The organism is Deinococcus cellulosilyticus NBRC 106333 = KACC 11606, from assembly GCF_007990775.1.
Taxonomy (GTDB): Bacteria; Deinococcota; Deinococci; order Deinococcales; family Deinococcaceae; genus Deinococcus_C; species Deinococcus_C cellulosilyticus.
In genome coordinates this window covers 182,742-202,087 of the sequence record NZ_BJXB01000004.1, presented here as the reverse complement: position 1 = coordinate 202,087, position 19,346 = coordinate 182,742, and the positions used below count along the sequence as shown (strand labels likewise).

Below are 19,346 nucleotides of genomic sequence, written 5' to 3'. Positions count from 1 at the left end.
CTTGCTCTGGATCAAAGGAGGCCCATCATGAAGAACGTTCAGCATTCACGCCGGAATTTTTTGCGACTTGCAGCAGGGGCCACCCTCGCCGCCAGCACCCTGGGACTTCCCAGGATGGCTCTGGCAGCCCCTTTCGCCCCGGACAAACCCGCAACCCCAGATGCGGCGCTGAAGGAATTGCTGGACGGCAACCTCAGGTACATCCGGGGCAGGCTCCGTCACCCGGACCAGCGTCCTGGCCGCATTGCGGAGGTTGCCAAAGGGCAGCATCCCTTCGCGGTGATTCTGGGCTGCGCAGACTCCCGGGTTCCCCCGGAAGTGGTTTTCGATCAGGGCCTCGGGAACCTGTTTGTGGTGCGGGTGGCCGGAAACATTGCCTCCGATGACGTGATGGGTTCCATTGAATATGCCGTGGAGGAGCTGAATGTTCCCCTGGTGATGGTGCTTGGTCATGCCCGTTGTGGTGCCGTGACCGCCACCCTGAACGCGATGGACCAGGGAGCAACCGTTCCAGCCCACATCAGCAGTCTGGTGGAGGCCATCAAACCTGTGGCGCAGCAGGTGTCCAGAGACACACCAGACCGTGTGGATGTGGTGGTGCGCAAAAATGCCCTGCATGCTGCAGATCAGCTGAGGCATGAGAGTGAGATCCTGCACGAGAAACTTTCCTCGGGGACGCTCAAGATCGTCAGTGCCCGCTACAACCTTGATGATGGTCGAGTTGAACTGATCGGCTGAGGGACAGGATTCAGAGCAGGAGTTTCTGGGCGCTTTGCATGAAAGCCTGCACGGCAGGTGCAGCCCCTTCCAGGGAGCGCACCAGAAACCCCAATCTGCGCTCGATTCGGGGTGAAACAGAACGCAAAGCGAGTCCTTCTGGCGTTTTGGGAAGGGCAAGCCTGGGAACCAGTGAGATGCCCAGGCCCTCCCGCACCAGACTGATGAGGGTCCCCAGGTCCTGCACTTCAAAGCGGATGTCTGGCATCTCTCCTGCCCCCTGGAAGGCCTGGTGGATCAGGGGCTCGCTGCTGTACCTGGAGAGCACAAAGGGGAGACCCACAAGTTCTTGCATGGGCACGGCTTCAAGTTCGGCCAGTGGGGAATCTGCTGGAAGCACGGCACACAGTTCATCGTCCATCAGGGGCACGGTGTCGAATTCTGCCAGGGGAAGTTCAATCAGGGCAAGGTCAATGGTGTGCGAGGTGAGCCAGTCCAGCAACCTTCCGTGTCCCTGGCTGGGTTCTTCGAGCATGACAAGATCGATGTTCGGGTGCTGTCTGCTGAAAGCCGCAATGGCACGGGGCAGAAAATCCACTGTGGCACTGGGGATGGACCCAATGCGCACCCGCCCGGAAAGCAAGCCCGTGGTGTTCCGGGCCTCATGCCGGATGCGTTCGAGCCGGGCCAGAATTTCCCGCACGTGAGGCAGCAGGCGTTCTCCAGCTTCGGTGGGCCTGGCCCCCTGTCTGTCCCTTTGCAGCAGGGTCACCTGGAGTTCCTTTTCCAGGCTTGCAATGGCGTGGCTGAGGGCAGACTGGGTGATCCGAAGTTGCTCTGCGGCCAGGGTGAAAGAGCCTGCATCGACAATGCGAACGAATCCAGCAAGTTGATGAAACTGCATATGAACATTATAGATCGAACACATGAATTTTAGTAATTTGATTCATGCAAAATCTCCCTGTACACTCTGCTCATGAACACTGCAGAGGGCACCACCCCCATTTCAGACCGCCGCATCAAATTTGACTTTGAAGTGACTTTCTCCAACGGTGGAGGCATCCAGGGACAGGATTTCCGGCTGGATCTTCATGCACAAGACCTTTCAGACGCAGAACTTGCCGATCACATTGTCAGGGATCTGCGGCTTCTGATGGTGCAGGAGGTGCGCATTCTCAACAGGGAGATCATCCACGAGCGGCACAAAAGGGCAGTTCAGGGCCCTTCTGCAGAGGCACAGGAGTCTGTCCGCTACGTTGACCTGAGCCACACCATTGTGGATGGCATGGTGACCTACAAAGGATTTCCAGCCCCCATCCTCTGTGATTTTCTGAGCCGTGAGGCCTCAAAGTCCCTGTACAGCGAGGGAACCACCTTCCAGATCGACAAACTGGTGATGGTGGGGAACACCGGAACCTACCTCGACAGTCCCTTCCACCGGTATGCAGAAGGCAAGGACCTCTCGGACCTGGACCTCAGGCAACTGGTGGACCTGGACACGGTGGTCATCCGGGTGACCGGCATGCAGGGGAGGGCCGTGGACCGGGGTGCCTTTGCAGCCACAGACGTGCGTGGGAAGGCTGTGCTGGTGCACACTGGATGGGCACAGCACTGGGGCACCGAGCAGTACTTTGAGGGCCACCCTTTCCTGACCGAAGACGCTGCCGTCTACCTGAGGGATCAGGGAGCCGTGCTGGTGGGCATCGATTCCCTCAACATTGACGACACACGTGGAGGGACCCGTCCGGTGCACTCCACCCTGCTTGGAGCAGACATCCTGATCGTGGAGCACCTCAGAGGTCTGGAACAACTGCCCAATTCAGGTTTCACGTTCAGTGCTGTGCCGGTGAAGGTAAAAGGCATGGGCACCTTCCCTGTGCGCGCATTTGCCACCCTGAAACAGTGAGCACCCTGAAGGGGGTGCTCTGTGCCACTGGAGCCGCTCTGGCCTTCTCGACCCTCTCGATTTTCGGGAAGCTGGCCCCGGAACTGGGCCTGAACACCATCACATTGCTGTTCTGGCGTTTTGCCCTGGCCGCCTCTGTCCTGGTGCTGCTCACAGCAAAGCTACCCCTGAACAGATCCCTGCGCCTGCCTGCACTGCTGCTGGGACTCCTCTATGCAGCCCAGGCCACCCTGTATTTCCTGGCCCTTTCACACCTGCCTGCGGGGACCACCTCCCTGATTCTGTACCTGAGCCCGGCCCTGGTGGTTGGTCTGCAGTGGACGTCAGGAAAAACACCCACCCGCGCACAACTCCTTGCCCTGATGGCCGTGCTGCTGGGGGTCACGGTGCTGGCTGGAAGGATGAACCTCACCTCCAGTGGACTGCTGGGCTGGGGGCTGGCCCTCTCTTCTGCAGTGTGTTACGCCCTGTACCTGTTCCTGGGGCCAAGGCTCCTCAAAGACGCACCACCCCTGGCTGCAACCGCACAGAGCACCCTGGGAACGGGTCTGGGTCTGGGGTTGCTGGGACTGGGATCAGGTGACCTCCATGTTCCAGATCCGTCTGCATGGCCCCTCATTGCCGCTGTGGCCCTGGTGCCAACGGTTCTGGCCCTGCCCGCGACCCTGCAGGCGAGCACCCTTCTGGGGTCAGACCGGGCTTCCTTGCTGCTGACCCTGGAACCTGTTTTTGTGTTGCTGCTGGCCAGCATGGTCCTGGGTGAACCCATCACCTTGCCGCACCTGATCGGTGGAAGCCTGATCCTGCTGGGGGCTGCCGCGTCCAGCAGGACCAGTGAGGCCAGCACAACAAAGCTTCCTGCAGCCAGATGAATCCTCCCTTTGCTTCTGGATTTTTCATGTGTGTGTGAGATGCTGATGGAAAGCATCGTTTCAGGAGGCACCACATTGACCAGTGCACCGGGCATCACAGAATTGGACCTGCACCTTCCAGATGGCCGCACCCTGCATGTGTATCAGACGGAGAACAATGACGCTTTCCCGATGTTCTGGTTTCATGGCACCCCGAATCTGGGTTCCCCTCCTGGACCTTTGCTGGAGCATGCAGCAAAATTGGGGTTTCGGTGGGTGTCCTGTGACCGGCCTGCTTACGGCAGGTCCACCCCCGTCCCGGATCGAAGTGTCGCTTCTGCAGCCTCAGATGTAAAAGCCATCGCGGACCATCTGGGCCTGGACCATTTCGTGGTGATGGGTCATTCTGGCGGAGGTCCCCATGCCCTGGCCTGTGCAGCCCTGTTGCCAGATCGGGTGAAGGCTGCAGTCAGTCTCTCAGGTCTGGCCCCTTTTGATGCTCCAGGACTGGATTATTTTGCTGGGATGCACCCTTCCAGTGTAGCTTCTCTCTCTGCTGCTGCTCAGGGACGGGCGGCAAAGGAAGCTTTTGAAGCCTCTGCTCCCGAGTTCGACCCTGAAGTGTTCACCCCTGCAGACCACGCTGCCCTCTCTGGACGCTGGTCCTGGCTCAATGAAGTGGTGGAACCTGCGCTGGTTGCAGGGCCAGAAGGTCTCATTGAAGACGATCTCGCCTATGTGAAGGGATGGGGCTTTGAGCCCGCACAGCTGAAAGTGCCCACCCTGATCGTTCATGGTGAGGAGGACCGCATGGTGCCCGTTTCTCACGCCCGGTGGCTTGCAACCCAGGTCGGGCATGCAGAGCTGTGGGCAAACCCAGAGGCCGGACACATTGCCATTCTGGACCTCGCTCCTGCTGCGCTGGCGTGGTTGAAGAGGCAGCTCTGGAGCGACTCGACCACAGGTCTTTCAGTTCTGGGATGAACTGGAGTGGACCTTGCGATGCATCTGTTTGAGTGCCCGTCAGGCTGGGAGCGCACAGCAAGGAGGGTTCGCCAAGGGTGGAGGTGTGTCCTGAGAGAAGGGTGGCCCCCGCACAGCACATTCACCCCGGAAAAGCATATACTGGATTCCATGGGAACGACCACTGAGCATCAAATTGAATTTATCCCAAGTGAGACTTTCAACCTGCTGAAAGCCATCACGCACGAAATCCGCTACGAGATCCTCTCCATCCTTGCACACCGTGAGGCTTGCGTGTGCGACCTGGAAGCCTTCCTGGGCCTCAACCAGAGTAAAGTGTCGTACCACCTGGGGATTCTTAAAGATGCAGGTCTGGTGAAGAGCGAGCAGCGGGGCAAGAACAGTTACTACCAGCTGGTCAAATCTCCGCTGTACCACCTGGGCGGCAACCTGCTGGAAGAACTCATGACCAGACGACTTGACACCCCGCTGATAGATCAAAATGAATCAATGTGTTAACCTGAGATCATGTTAAGAATATTGATCCTCTGCACCCACAACAGCGCCCGCAGCCAGATGGGCGAAGGCCTCCTGCGTCACCTCGCAGCCCAGCACGGCCTCGAAGCAGAAGTGCACAGTGCAGGCACCGAAGCCACCTTCGTGAAAGACGGAGCCAGACAGGCCATGCAGGAAATCGGCATTGACATCCGTGCCCACACCAGCAAGACCCTGTTCGACCTGCCCGACCCCTGGAATTTCGATTATGTGATCACCGTGTGTGACAGTGCCGCAGAGAGGTGCCCGGCCTACCCTGCCAGAACCACCAAATTGCACTACCCCTTCACCGACCCCAGTGGAGGCAGCCAGGACAGGTGGAACACCGTGCGGGACCAGATGAAACAGCAACTCGAAAAATTCATCCTGGCCCTCAAACACGGCACGGAAATTCCAGCCACCTACGAGAACAGCCCTGAGGTCACGTTGTCGTGAGGCAGAAACTGGTCGCCGAATTCCTGGGGACCTTCATGCTGCTCTTCGGTGGGGTGGGGGCCATCGTGCTCACTGCCACCGGCACGCTGGACGCAGGGCTCCTCGGGATTGCCCTGGGGCACGGCATGAGTGTGATGTTCATGGCCTACTCTGTCGGCAACATTTCTGGAGCGCACTTCAATCCTGCTGTCAGTTTCGCCTTCCTGCTGCTCAGACGTCTTCCTGCCAAAGAATTCATCGGATACACCCTGGCTCAACTTGCCGGAGCGAGCAGTGCCATGGCCCTGCTGTACTTTCTGCTCCCCGAAGCTGCAAGGAAAGTCAATTATGGCACCCCCGGATTTTTTGCGGGCCTCGACTGGTCCAGGGCCCTCACGGTGGAAATCATCTGCACCCTGATTCTCACGTTTGTGATCGTGCGGGTCGGCACCCACCAGGCCAACCCTGGAGCACCCCTGATTGTTGGCCTCACCATCGCCACCCTGATTTTTGCAGCAGGACCCCTCACCGGCCTGATGTTGAATCCCGCCCGTGCCTTCGGACCGACCCTGTTCTCCGGCGAATGGAAAGACCACTGGGTGTTCTGGGTCGGCCCCCTGATCGGGGCTGCCCTGGGAGCATTCACCGCCGAATTCCTCAAGGACCGCAACCATGCCCACGCATAAAATGCCCCTGCTGTTCCCCGGGCGGGCAGAAAGGGTGAAAGCATGAGAACTGCCATTTTCGGAGATGCACACGGCAACCGTTTTGCTCTGGAAGCGGTGCTGGAGGATGTTGGGGGTGTGGGGACCCGTGCGGCCATGACCGCTGAGAAACTCCTGGCCCATGCCGAAGTGGAACACGCCTGAAGGTCCAGCAATCACCAGAGGCAGCCCACTGGGCTGCTTTTTTGACGGTGGTGGAGTCTGGTTTCAGGTGTTTTGCATGGGTGCATTTTTCAGCTTCAGGTGGGAGCGTCCTGCCTGCCAGACCGCAAAGATGGACAGCAGCGAGAGCACACTGAGGCCGAGGAGGACCGGGCCGTACCCCTGGAAGCGCAGATAAAGAAAGCCGATGAGGACTGGAAAAATGGCCTTGGCCATGCTGGCCCACAAATTCATGGCTCCACTGATGAAACCGTAGTGTGTTGAACCGAAGGTGTCTGCGATCAGGGAAGCACGGGCAAGGGTCAGGGCACCATTGGACAGGCCAAACAGGGCCACGAACAGCCACAGGCCCACCTGTCCGGGCAGAATCAGCAACCCCAGGAAAGCCAGTGCCTGCGCAGAGAGGGTGACCACCGTCAGGGTCAAACTGGACACCCTTTCGCTGAGCGGCGTGAAAATGGCCCGCCCCGGGAGCGACATGAAGCCCACCAGTGCTGCTGAGGTGGCAATCAGGGCTGGACTGTAGCCTCGCTCAGAGAGCATCGGGACCATGTGGGCGGCCAGGGCAATGCTGTTTGCAGCTCCGAACATGAAAGAGACCGTCAGCCACCAGAACACCGCAGTTTTCAGGACCGCTGTGGGTTTCGCTGCAGGAGCCGAATGGGGAGGAGCAACCGTTTCAGGCAGGCCGTCCACAGTCTGGCCCATCTCCCGGGGAAAGCCGCGCAAGAAAATCAGGTGGGGCAGGATGGTGCCTACGGCCAGCAGGCCTGCGAGGACCAGCAAAGCGTCCCTCCAGCTGAAGTGGGCGAGCAGCCAGGTGGACAGCGGTATGAAGATGGTGCTGGCCAGCCCCGCGGTGAGGGTGATGAGGAGCAGGGCACGGGAGCGGAGTTGCCTGAACCAGTGGTTGATGACCGTGAAAGCCACATCGTAGAACACTGCGGCCCAGGCGACACCCATCAGGGTCCACACCGCGTAGTACTGCCAGAGGGTGTGGACGTTGGCCCACAGCAGCACAGTGGCACTGCCCAGCAGGGAGCCCAGGGCCATCACGCCCCGGGCTCCTTTGTGGTCCACGTGTTTTCCAAACATCGGTCCCAGCAGTCCAGACACAATCAGTGCCAGGGAGAAACCCAGGCTGGTCTGGGCCCTCGTCCAGCCGAGTTCCTCTTCCATGGGGAGGGTGAACACGGAAAAGGTGTAGTACAGGATTCCGTAAGAGAGGGTGCAGGTGATGGCCAGGACCCTGGCCAGGGTCCAGCCATAGAAGGGTTTCAGCACCCACACCCACCGCTGGATTTGCTGTCCTGGCTGGAGGAGGTGCCACAGCAGGCACTGGCAGGTTGTCCGGACAGTGCGGCAGCTTCACGGGCGCGGTCTGCAGCCTTGCACCGCACACCCACCCAGTCCAGGTGGACTTGCAACTGACCATCTGAAACACGCAGGTCAGAGACTTCGAAATGCACTGCTGGAGCGCCATCGTCTCCATATTCAAATTTGATTTCGGCGTCACCCTGGACATTCACGCGGGAGGCGACCTGAGAGTAGATTTTCAGAAATTTGCCTGCGGTCATGTACTGGTCGTCTTTTTCACGGTTGGAGCGCCAGAGTTGCACGATGGTGTCTTTCCACTGGTTCACCTTGCCACCGCAGTCCACGGTTTCGAAGGTCACGGCTTTGATTTCGGTGACATGGTATCCGACAGGGACCACCTTGCCGTCTCCGAGGTGAAAGACCAGGGGGAGGTCCTTCTGGTCTTCAAGGACTTTGAGGAAGCGGGTGGTGGTGAGGTGTTCCTGAATCTGGATCATGCTGGGACTCCTTTTGATACATCGAATGTCATCAATGTATCTGGGAAAAAAAGAGGGGTTAGCCTCCAACGAGGGGCAGAAAGCGCTGAATCAAAGCAAAGCCTTTTTTGTTGATCTGGTAGTACATCCACTTGCCCCGTTTCTCTCCAGTCACCAGACCTGCAGAGATCAGGCACTTCATGTGATGGCTGACCGTGGGCTGGGTGAGGCCAGTGACCGTTTCCAGATCACAGGCACAGATCTCCGGGCCACAGCAGTTTCCGGTGGGCTTAAAGATGAACAGCAGGATCTTGAGGCGCATGGGGTCCGACAGGGCCTTGAACATCCAGGCCACCTGATCGAGTTGCTCCTGTTCCAGGTGGGCAGATTCGAATTCGGTGTCCAGTTGGATCAGAGGGACTGTTGGGCTCATGGGTTCACTGTACCTGAAACATAGATGAATGTCAATGTGTTGATCTGAGGCCTGTGGTTTCAACCTGGTGCTGTCAGTTGCAATCTGTTCTGATCTCAAAATCCTCTGTTTTTGCAGTTTGATTTGATATCACCGTCAAGCAAAGGGGCCTTCCCTGGTGTCCCTTTGCTTGCTCCTCTCAATCCCTGGATGAAGCCAGAAACCCTACCTCCTTCCAGCGCCTGGCACAGGCACAATCTTCCACATTCAACACCGGGAGTTCCTCCAAATCCCATAGGCGCAAACTGGTCATCAAACGCTGAAAACAGGGCTGCACAAACACCCTCTGGGTGTGGTCCAGGAAATCCTCGTGCTCAATGTTCCTGTCCCGGTCCAGGGTTTCTTGCATGTACCCCAAATGAAACTTCCGGATGGGATCGTGGCCCAGCGTGAACGTCTTGATGACCTCCGAAACCCAGTCTCCTTCACCGAACCCCACCAGGTGGGTGGAGTAAGCCACATGCCGCAAGAGCCGGTGCACCCGCCACGGCCAGCCCTCCAGAAACCACCCCAGCAGGGCAATTTTTGAGATGCTGTCCCTCCTGCAGGTGGAGTGCTCCCCCAGTGGATTTTCCTGCGGCCCATCAGAATGTCCTTCCCACAGGAGGTCAAAGCGGTCCTTGCCGTGAAAGGTGTACATGCAAACCACCTGGTGGTACAGCACAAACAACACCCGAACCGGCCACACCCCACCCGCGAACTGCACCGTCAAAGACTCAAAGGGGGGTTCCAGGCGGAAGCCGTTCAGCATGGCATACAACTGCCAGTGCAGGGGAGGCTCTTGGTCCGGTTCTGCCTGACAGGTGACCAGTGGCCGCTTGCACCTCCGGCAATCCAGGAAACGGGCCAGCATCAAATCGGGGTGCATGCGGTGTTTGAAAGGCATGTACACAGGGATCCTGTGATCGCAGAACGTGCAGTTGGACAACAAGTGCACCCCATGTTTGATGCACCGAAGGGTGTGGTGACTCAACCAGGTTTTGCGGAAGTATGGCTGTTCAGCCAGACACAGGGGGCAAATCGGTGTGGTCTCCAGGACGGTGTGGGATTTCATGTTGTGTTCGATCAGGGATTCGTCAACATCCATGGCCTGCGCGAGATGGACGAGGTTGCCGGTTTTGAAGTGGCGGGGCGGCAAGCCGGATTTTTCGTTCGGATTGGGTTTGGCGGGAAAGAGGTCGCTGGTCCTCAGCCCATTGCTGAAGGCAGTGCGTTGCACCCAGGAACTGAACGACTCATCAGGGTGACGCTGGGGCCGCACGGGCAGGCGATGGGCATCGTTGGACATGCTCTCAGGGTGACAGCCTGACCAGGCCCGGTCAATGTGAGGGCTCTGGGGTGAGATGTGGCAATGTGGTGAAACTTCGAAGGGACAAAGGCCAGGCGTTTCCTGGAACCAAGTTGGCCTTTTTGCTTCAGTGTTGACCCTTTAAAAGTTTGCTGTTTGAGACATATTTGTATGCGCGTACATATTTCTTCTGGTTTGAGGTGTTTTCGCCTGCTGTTGGGTTCACCGGGAAGCACCAGAGTTGCCACGGATCAGACGGGAGGAGTGTTGTCTGGATGGAGGACGGGGGCGGGGATTTTCCCAGGATGGGGACTTGGGGGATGTCTGGAGACTTAGAGGGGAGCCAGGCTGCAAACATGAGAAATTTATGTGTGCCTAAAATGCCCAGGAAGGTCCTTCAAAAACAAATCAGGTGAAACACATCTTGGCACAATTGCCATGTTCTTAAAAGCCCTCTGAACAAAAAACGTCCCTTTTTCCTACGATAAGGCCCTTTATCGTAGGAACCATGGACTCAGCAAAACCCCAGCCCCCCATGCTACCCTCAAAACAGGAGGCATCATGCAAAAATACAAGCTCCCCCTGACCGCTCTGCTTCTGCTGGTCACCCTGTATCCCCTGTACACCCTGCTCACCACCAACGACCGAGACCACACCCTCGGCATCTCCATCCTGGCCTTCTACCTGATCTCCATCCTGGCCCCCCTCACTGGCTTCCTCTGGGCCCGAACCAGCAAGAAAAACACGTAAGCTGGATGTCCCCAATCATCGGAACACGAGCATGCACCATGAATCGAACGTTTCCGGACTTCATCAGGAGGACCGAATCCTCAAAACCTCAGAACCTTTCAGGCCCTGTTGTGGGTTCAGCAAAGAAAACACCTTGAAACCTGTTCTGAAAGGAATGGCATTCGAACCTTCGGCAGAGCCCATCACCACACCCATCACCAGGTTTGGGGGGCGGATTGCTGAACCTGTATGGCCTTTCAGCGGGAGGTTCAACAGGCCCATCGCTTTTCTGGGGCAGATTGAGCCGAAACCTGAGATTTTTGGGGAAATGGAAGCCAAAATGGCCTCCATTTTTCTGGACCTGTACGATGCTGATCTGGACACCAATGACGATCAAGCCTGGGGCGTGGGGTGGCAACCCGGAATGTATGACCGGCCTTCAGTCCTTCAAGCCACAGGTCCCACAGTGGCTGAGCAGGATGACTGGGTGGACGGAAAATGGGTTGCCACCCCTGATATCTGGCAGACGGCTCATCCCAGTCCAGGTCTTCTGGGATGTCTTCTTCCTGACCTGCCACCACCTGGACATGGTGATCCCTTGCAGGGGGTCAAAATCGGTGGTGTTCCCGTCTTATGGGATGACTGCTTTGTTCCAACAGGTGGACTGGAACCCTGGAATTTGCTCTTTCAAATGGACGCAACAGACCCATCGGAGATCATGCCTTCCCAGGTGATTCTGGAGAGGGTGGGTGAGGCTGGTTAAAGATGGAAAGATCCTCAAATTCACCTGGGCCGCCCACAGATGACTGCCACAAATAAGGGATGGTGTGACACCATGCATCAATTTGCCAAAACCACCACTGCTTTTTTGGTCACCTGCCTTTGTCTTTCTGCGCTGGCCCAGACCCACCGGTTGACCCGAACCCAGACCCTGGGTGAAGGACAGTTGGAGTTTGTCACCAGCAGCCCCAGTGGAGGGCTGGTGGCTGCGGTCTCCCCCCTGGGCATCCGCCTGATGGATGGACAGACAGGCAAAACCCGGTTGTGGCTGGATGCATCGGACGTGCAGGGAGCCACATTTGACATCACCGATCAATGGTTTGGGTTCTGTGCATTGCACCGCTGTCAACTGGTGGACCTGAGGCAAAACAAGGTGCTGCACAATATCCAACTGGAGGGCAACGTCAGCCCTGTGGGTTTCTTGAGGGGTCAACTGGTGGTTTCCGGGGATGGCCCTCCGTCTTTTGTGGATGTGCGGTCTGGAAAAGTCACCAGATCAGCGACCTGGGCAGCGCAGCAACTTTTCAACCTGTGTGGAGACCGGGGCTTTGCGTCCGACGAAGTGTCCCTGTATTTCGAAAACACCCGCCGAAAACGGGTGAAACTGAACCTTCCGGTGGACCCCGACCAGGTGTTCATTGATCCATCCTGCCAGCACCTGACGTACCTGCACAACGGGAAGTTGAAACGCATGAACCCGGAGACAGGTGAAGTGCGGGTCTTGCTGGCCTCTGCCCCCTTCCAGACAGGCCGTGTGCTGGACCTCAATGACACCCATGTGGTGTACCTCAAAGCAGGTGTGGCCCACCTGATGGATCTGGCCACAAAGTCCAGCACAAAACTGCCTTTCACTGCCGGGTATGTCGGACTGCAACCGGCCGGGGTGTTCAATTACACCCCCACCTTGCTGCGGGTGCTGGACCTGCAAGGCAAACCCCTTTGGAAAAGGGATCACACCCCGCCTATTCATGCCCTGTTGCTGGACGGCCAGACCCTGTGGCTGGATGTGAAGCAGGGTCCAGGGCATGCCCTGGCCAGCATGAACCTGACCACTGGTGCCCTGAAAACCCACCTGAACCTTCAGGAGTCTGCCGCTTTTCGGATGCACAAACTGGGCAAAGACCTGTATTTGACCAGCAACACTGCCACCCGTTTTACCCCTGCCACCGGCAAAACCACGGTGGTTGCCCGGAAGGTCAGCCTGACCCCAGAAAACCCTCCGGTGTACAGCAAGGTGGCCCAGGGCAAGTACCACTTCCGCAACGACCAGGGGATGCTGGTGGCCTTTGACCCTGCCAGCAACAAAACCTTGGTGGTGGGCAATGAGGAAATGAAGGGACTGTCGGTGTCCAGCGAGACCACCTACACCTACAATGGCAAAAGCGAACTGTTTCTGCTCCACCCCAACAAGAACACCCTGAAAAAAACCGGCATCAGGGTGCCCACGGCTGAAGTGAGGGACCTGGTGCAGGACGTAAAAAACCACCGTCTTTATGCTGTGGGCTTCAACACCAGCACCCTGTTTGTCTACGACCTGAAAAAAGCCAAATGGAGCACCGTGGCCACCGGAACCGAGGCCCACACCCTCACCCTGAGCCCCAGTGGGCAATTTCTGCTACTGCAGGGGGAGACCACCGTGCAACTGTGGAACACCGGCAAACTGAACGCTGCCACGTCTCCCCTCACACTGCGGGACCTGAGCGGCGCGGCCCTGGGCGCAAAAGAGGACACCCTTTACCTGTCCAGCCAGGGTGGGTATGTCCAGGTGTACCGCATCAGGAAAAGCTAAACCTCGAGGATGATCTCCTTCCAGCAACAACAGGGCCCGTCATGCTCCCACAGTCCCCACCACCCAGCCCGCATCCCAACTGTCCACGCCGTCGCCTGCTTCCGAAATCCTTCCGGTCAAAACACATCCCGTTCAGGTGACGCTGCACAGCACCAGACTGCCTCTCAATGTGAATTTTGACCCCTTGTGTGTCCATCGGGGCATTCAAAATCCGGACACCAGAAATGCACAGCAGACACCACAATGACCCGGCAAGCGCCTTGTGGACCTGGCCGGAGGGTCAAAAATGGGTGCGGCACTGGCGGAACATGGATCTGTTTTGGTGACTGCCCGGCCGACTCCAGAAGAAGCAGGGCCAGGCAGTCACATCAGATGCAGCTATTGCTGGATGACCTGACCGATGCGCAACAGGTTGCCGTCCGGGTCGACCACAGCAAACTCCCTGAGACCCCAGGGTTTGTCTTCCAGAGGATTCATTCGTGGGATCCCTGCGTTCGGTAAGCCGCTGGCTGAGCAAGCCTCAAGAATGCTCTGGATGTCGTTGACACGGATGTAGCAGCCTGCAAAGGACTCCGTGGGCACCAGGTGAGGGTGGGTGAAGAAGTGCAGTTCAATGGAACCCCGTTTGAGGATTGCGTAATCGCCGTTGAATGCGTGCGCACCGCCTTCAAATCCTAGCCTGCGATAGAATTCGGTGGTGGTGCTGACGGAACGACACGGCAGTGTGGGAATCGCCAGATCGTCTTGTTGAACCATAAAATCCTCCATTGTGTTTGTCAGGTCAAGTGACGGGTTTTGCACCTTGCCCACATCTGAACACACAGTCGATGGTGTGAGATGGACCTGCGACATGCATCATAAGGTGTTTTGACGTGGTGACCTGTGAGGCCATTGACCTCGACCCTGCAATGACCTGTCTTGAATCGCTGCTTGACCCCTGAATCATCTCAACGTCTGGTGTCTGGTGGGTTGCTGTTCTCACTTCACCAAAAGAGCGGGAGGGTCCTGGTTGTGGGTCTTCCGGCCTTTTGGTGAACGGCAACCTTCTCACTATAGAGCTTCTCTGATGGCGCAAACCGCTATACTGGAGGCCAATTTGCACTTCAGGAGCCCTCGACCATGGAAGACAATGAAATCTCACAATATGGAGAGCGTTTCATTCCGGGGGGTTTATGCGCAACCCATCCTCTTCTGGTCAAGCAGGGAATTTCATGACACCCTTTGATGCGCATCCCTTCTTGATCTAAAATGGATCATGAAAACCATATTCTTTACCACCGAAAAACTCAATCCCATTCAACGTTTTTACCGATACCTGCAACTCAGTTGGAACGTGCCCCTGGTCATCCCGTACCCCTTACGGGACACCCACTGGTCTGGAACCCTCAAAGCCTTGGCCAGCTTCATCAGCATGACTGTGGACGTCAAGCGCCACCGTTTGATTCAGGTGCTCGGCACTGGAATTTTCATTCGCGACTTGCGTACCGGTGAAATCCTACAAAAAACTGAACCCCTGTGGGCAAGCCGCACCGCCTACCATCAGGATGACCTGGTGGTCTTCTCCGGAGAGCACACTACGGTGGTGCACCCGGAACCCTGGAAGTCATCAGGACGCACCCCTGGAGTGCCAGGGTGTCCAGGGACGGTTCCACAGCCCTCACCTATCCTGAACAGGTGGCCTATGACGCCCTTTCAGGGGATCTCCTCCAGGAGAGGCCAGTTGCAAAACGCAACATAGGCATCTCTGACCTCAGTGAAGATGGAACATACGGCTTGCAGGTCTCCTCCCCGGAGGACTCCAAAGGGTTCATTTACCAGATTGTGGACGTGGCATCCGGGGAGGTCAAAGCCACTTTGCCTGGACTTTTCATGCCGAATGATCCACACCAAAATGCCCCCACTTTCCTCAGCCACGACCCCAAAAGCCACCGCCTTGCGGTGGGTTACTGGAACAACACCGTGCGGGTGCTGAACACCATGACCTGGGAAACCCAGCAAACCCTTGACCTTTATGGCCGGGCAGAGGGTTATGTGGGCCTTCACCTCTCTGGAAGGGTGCTCCACTATGTGACCCCCAGCCAGGTGGGAACGTACACCCTGTCAGATGGACGGCATCAGCAAACGGAGTGTCTCACCCACGGTTTTGAGCAAGCCCTGTTTCATGATGGTCTGTGGATTCTGGGCACCCATGGCATGACCACCGTCCTGCAAGGAAATGACATCCTCTGGCAATCCGAGGGCCACGACGATGGCCCGGATGAATCCTGTTCTGTGCATTTGTGGACTTCGGATGCACAGACCTTCACCGGGCAGCTGGTGTGGAGGGGTGAAACCTTCCAGCTTTCAGGCCAGTTGCAAGCCTTGCGTTTTCCATTGAGAATGGACCTGAAATCAGAGATTCGGTGGGAAAGCACCCTCCTGGACCCTCAAGGACAGGTGGCAGGGAGGCTGTCTGCGCACACCCATCATGGCAAACAGTCCAGGCTGGGCAAGGTCTTGCACTGTGCCATCTGGCGAGGGGAGCTACACACCAGTGGGTATCTCTTGCCAGATCTTGCCCCTTGAGCCCAACAGACCAGCGAAACTGGAGGTCTCCGCAACTGTTCTGTGGCCAGACCGCTGGATGGTCAGGCTGCAGGCTTGTGGAAGCCAGGATACCAGCCTTGAAAAGTCTGTTCCAGCTCATCATTCAAGACTTGTGTACGGACCTGCAACAGCAAATGGGCACCGGAAACCGTCCAGCCCATCTGTTGCTTCTTGCAGAACCGCTTGCTGATCACCCAGTTCACCGTGGATTCCACAAAGGCACTGCTGATCTCCTCTTTGTTGCGGTACCGCTCCCCGTAATTCACGATGTAGCCTCGGTTTCGGGTCACATAGGTCTGCAAGTCCTTCAACAGGTTTAATATCCTTTGCCAGGGGGCAGGTAACTTGTCGACCCAGTTGAGCGGCTCCACCAGCTCGTCCAGAGTTTCCAGGGCCACCACCGTGTTTCCATGCCACAAGTAGTGCTTGATGCGGGTGAGCTGTGCTCCCACCTCTTCTGGTGTGAATGCTGTCTCTGTTGGTTTCAATGCTGGTAAACCCCGTGAACACTGGCCCAGCACCGTCAAACGCATGGTCAGGTGAAACCAGTCCAGAATGTGCTCTGAAACGGCACAGAAGTCCCGCTGAATCTGCCGCAGGGAATCCCCGCCATCCGACAGGAACAGCATGGTCTGGTTCGACTGGAAGCCCTGCTCTTTGAACACCCCCAACAGACGTTGCTGTGCTGAAGCCCCCATCCCCTGCACGAAAGCAAAACACCGCACAGGTGGTAAAACAGCTTCGGGGTCGCGGGTAAATTGTAGATGGCTTTTCCCAGCAATCACCTCGAAGAAACCCTGTTTGCCTGGCTTGCGCACATAACCCCCATCCAGTCCCACCATCAATGGGCCATTGGGCAAAGGCATGGTCTGCAAGGAACGCTCACTTCTGCCACCCAACAGCCTCTGGTCTGGCAAGGGTCGGCTTTCACATCGCCTGGCCAGTTTTAGGGTGTGCCTGCGCAAGGTGACTTTGCTCAGGGCCTTGCCGACTGGAAAAGCATCCTTGAGGCATTGGGTGGCCACCCCATAAGCGGCCAGTGCAGCCCACTTGCTCTCCATGAACCACAATTCAGGCGTCATCTTCTCTGGCAACAGGGTTGAAAGTGGACTGCTGGTCTTCTGGGCTTGTGAGGAGCATGGGCAGCGTTTCAGCCGAGGGCTGGACACCTTGAAGTCCCCGAACAGGGTGCGAATGTTTTTGTGGTGCTGGCCTTTGCTGTGTAGGGTTTTCCCACAGGTGAGGCACTGCTTTTGACTCACCAGGAAGCTCTGGAGTTGGGTGGCCAGCATCTGGTTTTGCAGGGCCTGGAGCAGTTGATGGCTTTCTGACAACTGCAAGCCCAGTGTCTCTGCGGTGAGGTCACCCCGGTGAAGGGTGATCAGGTCGGTGAGGGTGGTGTGGCCTGTGTCGTCGGTGACTTCCAGTTTGAGGGTGAAGTGCATCGCTTCTCCTTTCTGTCCGGTTGGGCCTAACAAAAACCAGCGGACTCTGTTGGCGAATTCGGCAGAACTTCTCATTTCCTGCATCAAACTGAACTGCCTGTCGGTCCTGAGGTGCTTTGCCGTTCCTGATGACATCGAGAGCGTTTACTTTTCAAGAACACTGTTGTCATCTGATTTTCTACAATGAGGTCCATGGACCTCCAGCAACTTGAAGCCTCTGAGGCACTTTACGGTAGTTCGCTGGAATTATCCCGCACCCCCCAGGGCGTGAATGGGTGTGGCAAGCAATTCACCCAGGGTGAAAACCCGATCTGTCAGCCCCACTACCATTGCGGGTGTTCTCTTCAGGTACTTCTGACGCCCCATCTTCTCGGGTAGCTCTACCTTCAAACTGCGGCAGGTTTTCACCCAGTTGTAGTCCAGTCGGACCAATTCCGCCAGTCCCACACGGGTGATTCTCTTGTGGGCAAAAGCCAGCCCTTTGCGGTGCATGTGTGGCGTGTGTTGCCTGGCGGTCGCATTCTGGCGCTCCACAGCGGAAGTGTTGGGGGTGTTGTACCCCAGTCGTTCCAGCTCTAAATTGATCCGACCTGTGGTGCCATGCGTGTGGCGGATGTCCACGGTCTTGAGGCTTCTGCCTTCCCGCACCTTGGTGGTGTGGCAAAAATCAGGATGACCTGCGATTTCGGTTGTAGTGGTGAGCGAAAAGCCACAAATGTGCAATTAGATTCTCCAGCTTCTTCGAAAATGCCAGGTTTCTGCGTACCAGACGAGACATCCTCTGTCTCAACGTCAAGTTAAATCGCTCCATGTGTTGGGTCCCACCCACCTGGTGCAGTGCTCCAAACACCACCCCTCGATAGGCTTTCCATCCGTCGGTATGACACTCCGCATCCACAAAAGGGGTCAGCAGGCTGTCCCACAGCCCTTTGACCCCTTCCTCGGTGCGTTGATTGACGTGTAGTCCTACGATCTCACGAGTGTGGCGGTCCAACGCTAGCCAGATCCACCAGCGGTTTTGCTTCTTCTGGACGTAGGTTTGGACTTCGTCGCATTCAACGATGAAGCCCCCTTTTTTTCAGTGCGTTCTTCGACTTCCTGCTTGCTGAATTCCTCGAATTTCTGGGGGACTTCGGCATATTTTTTCTTGAGGTAGTCAAAGAACCACCGATGAGACACACCGGTGACCCGGACAATCCCCCGGAGGGATATGCGTTCCAGGAGGAGCTTGTCGATCAGGTCTAGCGTGGCCTGGGTGATGGGAGGGTGCTTGCGGTCGAGAACAAACTGTCTGGAGCAGGATTTGCATTTGTAGTTCTGGACGTGGTTGTGCGTGAAGCCATTCTTGACGATCCTGCCCGATTGGCATCGGGGGCATGTGATCATATTTCCAGTTTACTCCTGTCCTTACCAATGCCACACCACCCGCACCTTCATCAGCTGGACATGGGCCAGCATCCGGGGAATCCGGTACTTCACTTTGGGAGGTCGGCCTTTCCCACCCTGTCTCTTCGCCCTGTATGGCACACCAAAAATCTCTGGGAACAGGGTGGCATAGCCGTGCCCCCCATCGGTTAGAAAAGCCAAGTTTTGAGGATTGACCAGACGGTCCCGAGCGTCCTGCAGCAGGCAGCGAATCAAAGGCTCATCTCTCACGCCCAGACGCAGAGAGACCAGGAATTTGCTGTACGGATCGATCACCGTGGCTTCCCACAGCTGCTGGCTTTTGTTGCCGTAGAAGCCGTACCCATCTGCCTGCAGGGCGGTGGTTTTCAGCCCCACCGCTTTGTGGTCATGCAGGTTCCTGGCGTGTTGACCGGTGACCAGGATGATGCGCTCGACGGTGTCGTGGTGGACCTTGCACAGCCTCACTGTGGCAGAGATAGAATTGCCCTCACAGAGCGTTTCAGCCACTTTGATGAAGACATCCTGGTCAATCTTGCTGTTCCACAGGGGTGTTCCTTTACGCTCACTGAACTCGGTGCCACAGGTTTTGCACTTGAGAAGACGCCAGTGGTGCTTGCCGTAGGTCTTGCGAACGATGAGGTTGTCTCGTCCAGGTTGAAGGTGGTCCTGGCAGTGGGGGGCGAGGCAAGTTAAACTGGACAGTGGGAGTGGTTTTTTTCGTTCTTCACAAATCGAATTTTACCCACTCCCACGCTATTTTGCTC

General features: G+C 57.0%; 23 protein-coding genes and 1 pseudogene. 13 read left to right on the top strand and 11 right to left on the bottom strand.

Translation table 11 applies throughout. The features are described 5' to 3' along the window. Positions 1–27: 27 nt before the first annotated feature. Positions 28–738: a carbonic anhydrase gene (locus DC3_RS06285; protein WP_146883134.1), complete on the top strand. Its 711-nt coding sequence runs from the start codon at positions 28–30 to the stop codon at positions 736–738. Between the two features lie 10 nt (positions 739–748). Here DC3_RS06285 and DC3_RS06280 read toward each other — a convergent pair whose 3' ends face one another. Next, entirely contained in the window at positions 749–1,621 is an 873-nt protein-coding gene (locus DC3_RS06280; protein ID WP_186815880.1) for a LysR family transcriptional regulator, read from the bottom strand. Between the two features lie 72 nt (positions 1,622–1,693). Between DC3_RS06280 and DC3_RS06275 the strand changes: the two genes are divergently transcribed. The 7 genes from DC3_RS06275 to DC3_RS29005 all read left to right on the top strand — a co-directional run bounded on the left by DC3_RS06275 (position 1,694) and on the right by DC3_RS29005 (position 6,275). Beyond that, positions 1,694–2,623, top strand: coding sequence for a cyclase family protein (locus tag DC3_RS06275; RefSeq protein WP_146883130.1), 930 nt, complete (start codon positions 1,694–1,696; stop codon positions 2,621–2,623). Further along, positions 2,620–3,495: an EamA family transporter gene (locus DC3_RS06270; protein WP_146883128.1), complete on the top strand. Its 876-nt coding sequence runs from the start codon at positions 2,620–2,622 to the stop codon at positions 3,493–3,495. Before DC3_RS06275 ends, DC3_RS06270 begins: the two co-directional genes overlap by 4 nt. Before the next feature lie 45 nt (positions 3,496–3,540). After that, the gene (locus DC3_RS06265) at positions 3,541–4,458 is read left to right on the top strand and encodes an alpha/beta fold hydrolase (protein ID WP_146883126.1); all 918 of its coding nucleotides are present in this window, start codon (positions 3,541–3,543) and stop codon (positions 4,456–4,458) included. A gap of 150 nt (positions 4,459–4,608) precedes the next feature. Next, entirely contained in the window at positions 4,609–4,956 is a 348-nt protein-coding gene (locus DC3_RS06260) for an ArsR/SmtB family transcription factor (protein WP_146883124.1), read from the top strand. Between the two features lie 9 nt (positions 4,957–4,965). Then, a complete protein-coding gene (locus DC3_RS06255) occupies positions 4,966–5,427 on the top strand; it encodes an arsenate reductase ArsC (RefSeq protein ID WP_146883122.1) in 462 nt (153 codons plus the stop codon). Further along, positions 5,424–6,092 carry an MIP/aquaporin family protein gene (locus tag DC3_RS06250; protein WP_146883120.1) on the top strand — a complete coding sequence of 223 codons (669 nt, stop codon included), beginning with the start codon at positions 5,424–5,426 and terminating at the stop codon, positions 6,090–6,092. Before DC3_RS06255 ends, DC3_RS06250 begins: the two co-directional genes overlap by 4 nt. Before the next feature lie 42 nt (positions 6,093–6,134). Then, complete coding sequence (locus DC3_RS29005; protein WP_186815879.1) at positions 6,135–6,275, top strand: hypothetical protein; 141 nt, start codon at positions 6,135–6,137, stop codon at positions 6,273–6,275. 63 nt (positions 6,276–6,338) lie between these two features. On the opposite strand, the gene DC3_RS06245 is transcribed toward DC3_RS29005, so the two are convergent. The 5 genes and pseudogenes from DC3_RS06245 to DC3_RS30130 all read right to left on the bottom strand — a co-directional run. Beyond that, positions 6,339–7,577, bottom strand: coding sequence for an MFS transporter (locus DC3_RS06245; protein WP_186815878.1), 1,239 nt, complete (start codon positions 7,575–7,577; stop codon positions 6,339–6,341). Next, the gene (locus DC3_RS06240; protein WP_146883116.1) at positions 7,571–8,107 is read right to left on the bottom strand and encodes a DUF6428 family protein; all 537 of its coding nucleotides are present in this window, start codon (positions 8,105–8,107) and stop codon (positions 7,571–7,573) included. Before DC3_RS06240 ends, DC3_RS06245 begins: the two co-directional genes overlap by 7 nt. A gap of 58 nt (positions 8,108–8,165) precedes the next feature. Then, the gene (locus tag DC3_RS06235; RefSeq protein ID WP_146883114.1) at positions 8,166–8,519 is read right to left on the bottom strand and encodes an ArsR/SmtB family transcription factor; all 354 of its coding nucleotides are present in this window, start codon (positions 8,517–8,519) and stop codon (positions 8,166–8,168) included. 178 nt (positions 8,520–8,697) lie between these two features. Then, positions 8,698–9,444, bottom strand: a complete 747-nt coding sequence (locus DC3_RS06230; RefSeq protein ID WP_246130572.1) for a hypothetical protein — start codon at positions 9,442–9,444, stop codon at positions 8,698–8,700. A gap of 102 nt (positions 9,445–9,546) precedes the next feature. Then, a pseudogene (locus tag DC3_RS30130) lies at positions 9,547–9,846 on the bottom strand (TniQ family protein); the annotation flags it as partial. Between the two features lie 561 nt (positions 9,847–10,407). Between DC3_RS30130 and DC3_RS06225 the strand changes: the two are divergent. From DC3_RS06225 to DC3_RS06215, 3 genes are all read left to right on the top strand, one after another. Next, a complete protein-coding gene (locus DC3_RS06225) occupies positions 10,408–10,596 on the top strand; it encodes a hypothetical protein (RefSeq protein ID WP_146883111.1) in 189 nt (62 codons plus the stop codon). A 154-nt stretch (positions 10,597–10,750) separates the two neighbouring features. Further along, positions 10,751–11,338, top strand: coding sequence for a hypothetical protein (locus tag DC3_RS06220; RefSeq protein ID WP_146883109.1), 588 nt, complete (start codon positions 10,751–10,753; stop codon positions 11,336–11,338). A gap of 72 nt (positions 11,339–11,410) precedes the next feature. After that, on the top strand, positions 11,411–13,144 hold the full coding sequence (locus DC3_RS06215; RefSeq protein ID WP_146883107.1) for a YncE family protein: 1,734 nt from the start codon (positions 11,411–11,413) through the stop codon (positions 13,142–13,144). 378 nt (positions 13,145–13,522) lie between these two features. Here DC3_RS06215 and DC3_RS06210 read toward each other — a convergent pair whose 3' ends face one another. Then, a complete protein-coding gene (locus DC3_RS06210; RefSeq protein WP_146883105.1) occupies positions 13,523–13,900 on the bottom strand; it encodes a bleomycin resistance protein in 378 nt (125 codons plus the stop codon). A gap of 499 nt (positions 13,901–14,399) precedes the next feature. Here DC3_RS06210 and DC3_RS06205 point away from each other — a divergent pair, with 499 nt between their 5' ends. Both DC3_RS06205 and DC3_RS06200 read left to right on the top strand, forming a co-directional pair. Then, positions 14,400–14,882: a hypothetical protein gene (locus DC3_RS06205; protein WP_146883103.1), complete on the top strand. Its 483-nt coding sequence runs from the start codon at positions 14,400–14,402 to the stop codon at positions 14,880–14,882. Then, the gene (locus DC3_RS06200) at positions 14,777–15,709 is read left to right on the top strand and encodes a YncE family protein (RefSeq protein ID WP_186815877.1); all 933 of its coding nucleotides are present in this window, start codon (positions 14,777–14,779) and stop codon (positions 15,707–15,709) included. Before DC3_RS06205 ends, DC3_RS06200 begins: the two co-directional genes overlap by 106 nt. Positions 15,710–15,771: 62 nt before the next feature. On the opposite strand, the gene DC3_RS06195 is transcribed toward DC3_RS06200, so the two are convergent. From DC3_RS06195 to DC3_RS06180, 4 genes are all read right to left on the bottom strand, one after another. Beyond that, entirely contained in the window at positions 15,772–17,175 is a 1,404-nt protein-coding gene (locus tag DC3_RS06195) for an ISKra4 family transposase (RefSeq protein ID WP_186815876.1), read from the bottom strand. A gap of 246 nt (positions 17,176–17,421) precedes the next feature. Further along, positions 17,422–17,823 (bottom strand): hypothetical protein, encoded by a 402-nt coding sequence (locus tag DC3_RS06190; protein ID WP_146883098.1) that lies wholly within the window; start codon positions 17,821–17,823, stop codon positions 17,422–17,424. A gap of 19 nt (positions 17,824–17,842) precedes the next feature. Then, positions 17,843–18,558, bottom strand: a protein-coding gene (locus DC3_RS06185) for an IS1 family transposase (RefSeq protein WP_371863432.1) whose coding sequence is annotated in 2 segments (ribosomal slippage) — positions 17,843–18,243 and positions 18,243–18,558 — 717 coding nt in all. Because the reading frame shifts where the segments join, the coding sequence is not laid out codon by codon here. 24 nt (positions 18,559–18,582) lie between these two features. Next, complete coding sequence (locus DC3_RS06180; RefSeq protein ID WP_146883096.1) at positions 18,583–19,089, bottom strand: hypothetical protein; 507 nt, start codon at positions 19,087–19,089, stop codon at positions 18,583–18,585. Between the last annotated feature and the right edge of the window lie 257 nt (positions 19,090–19,346).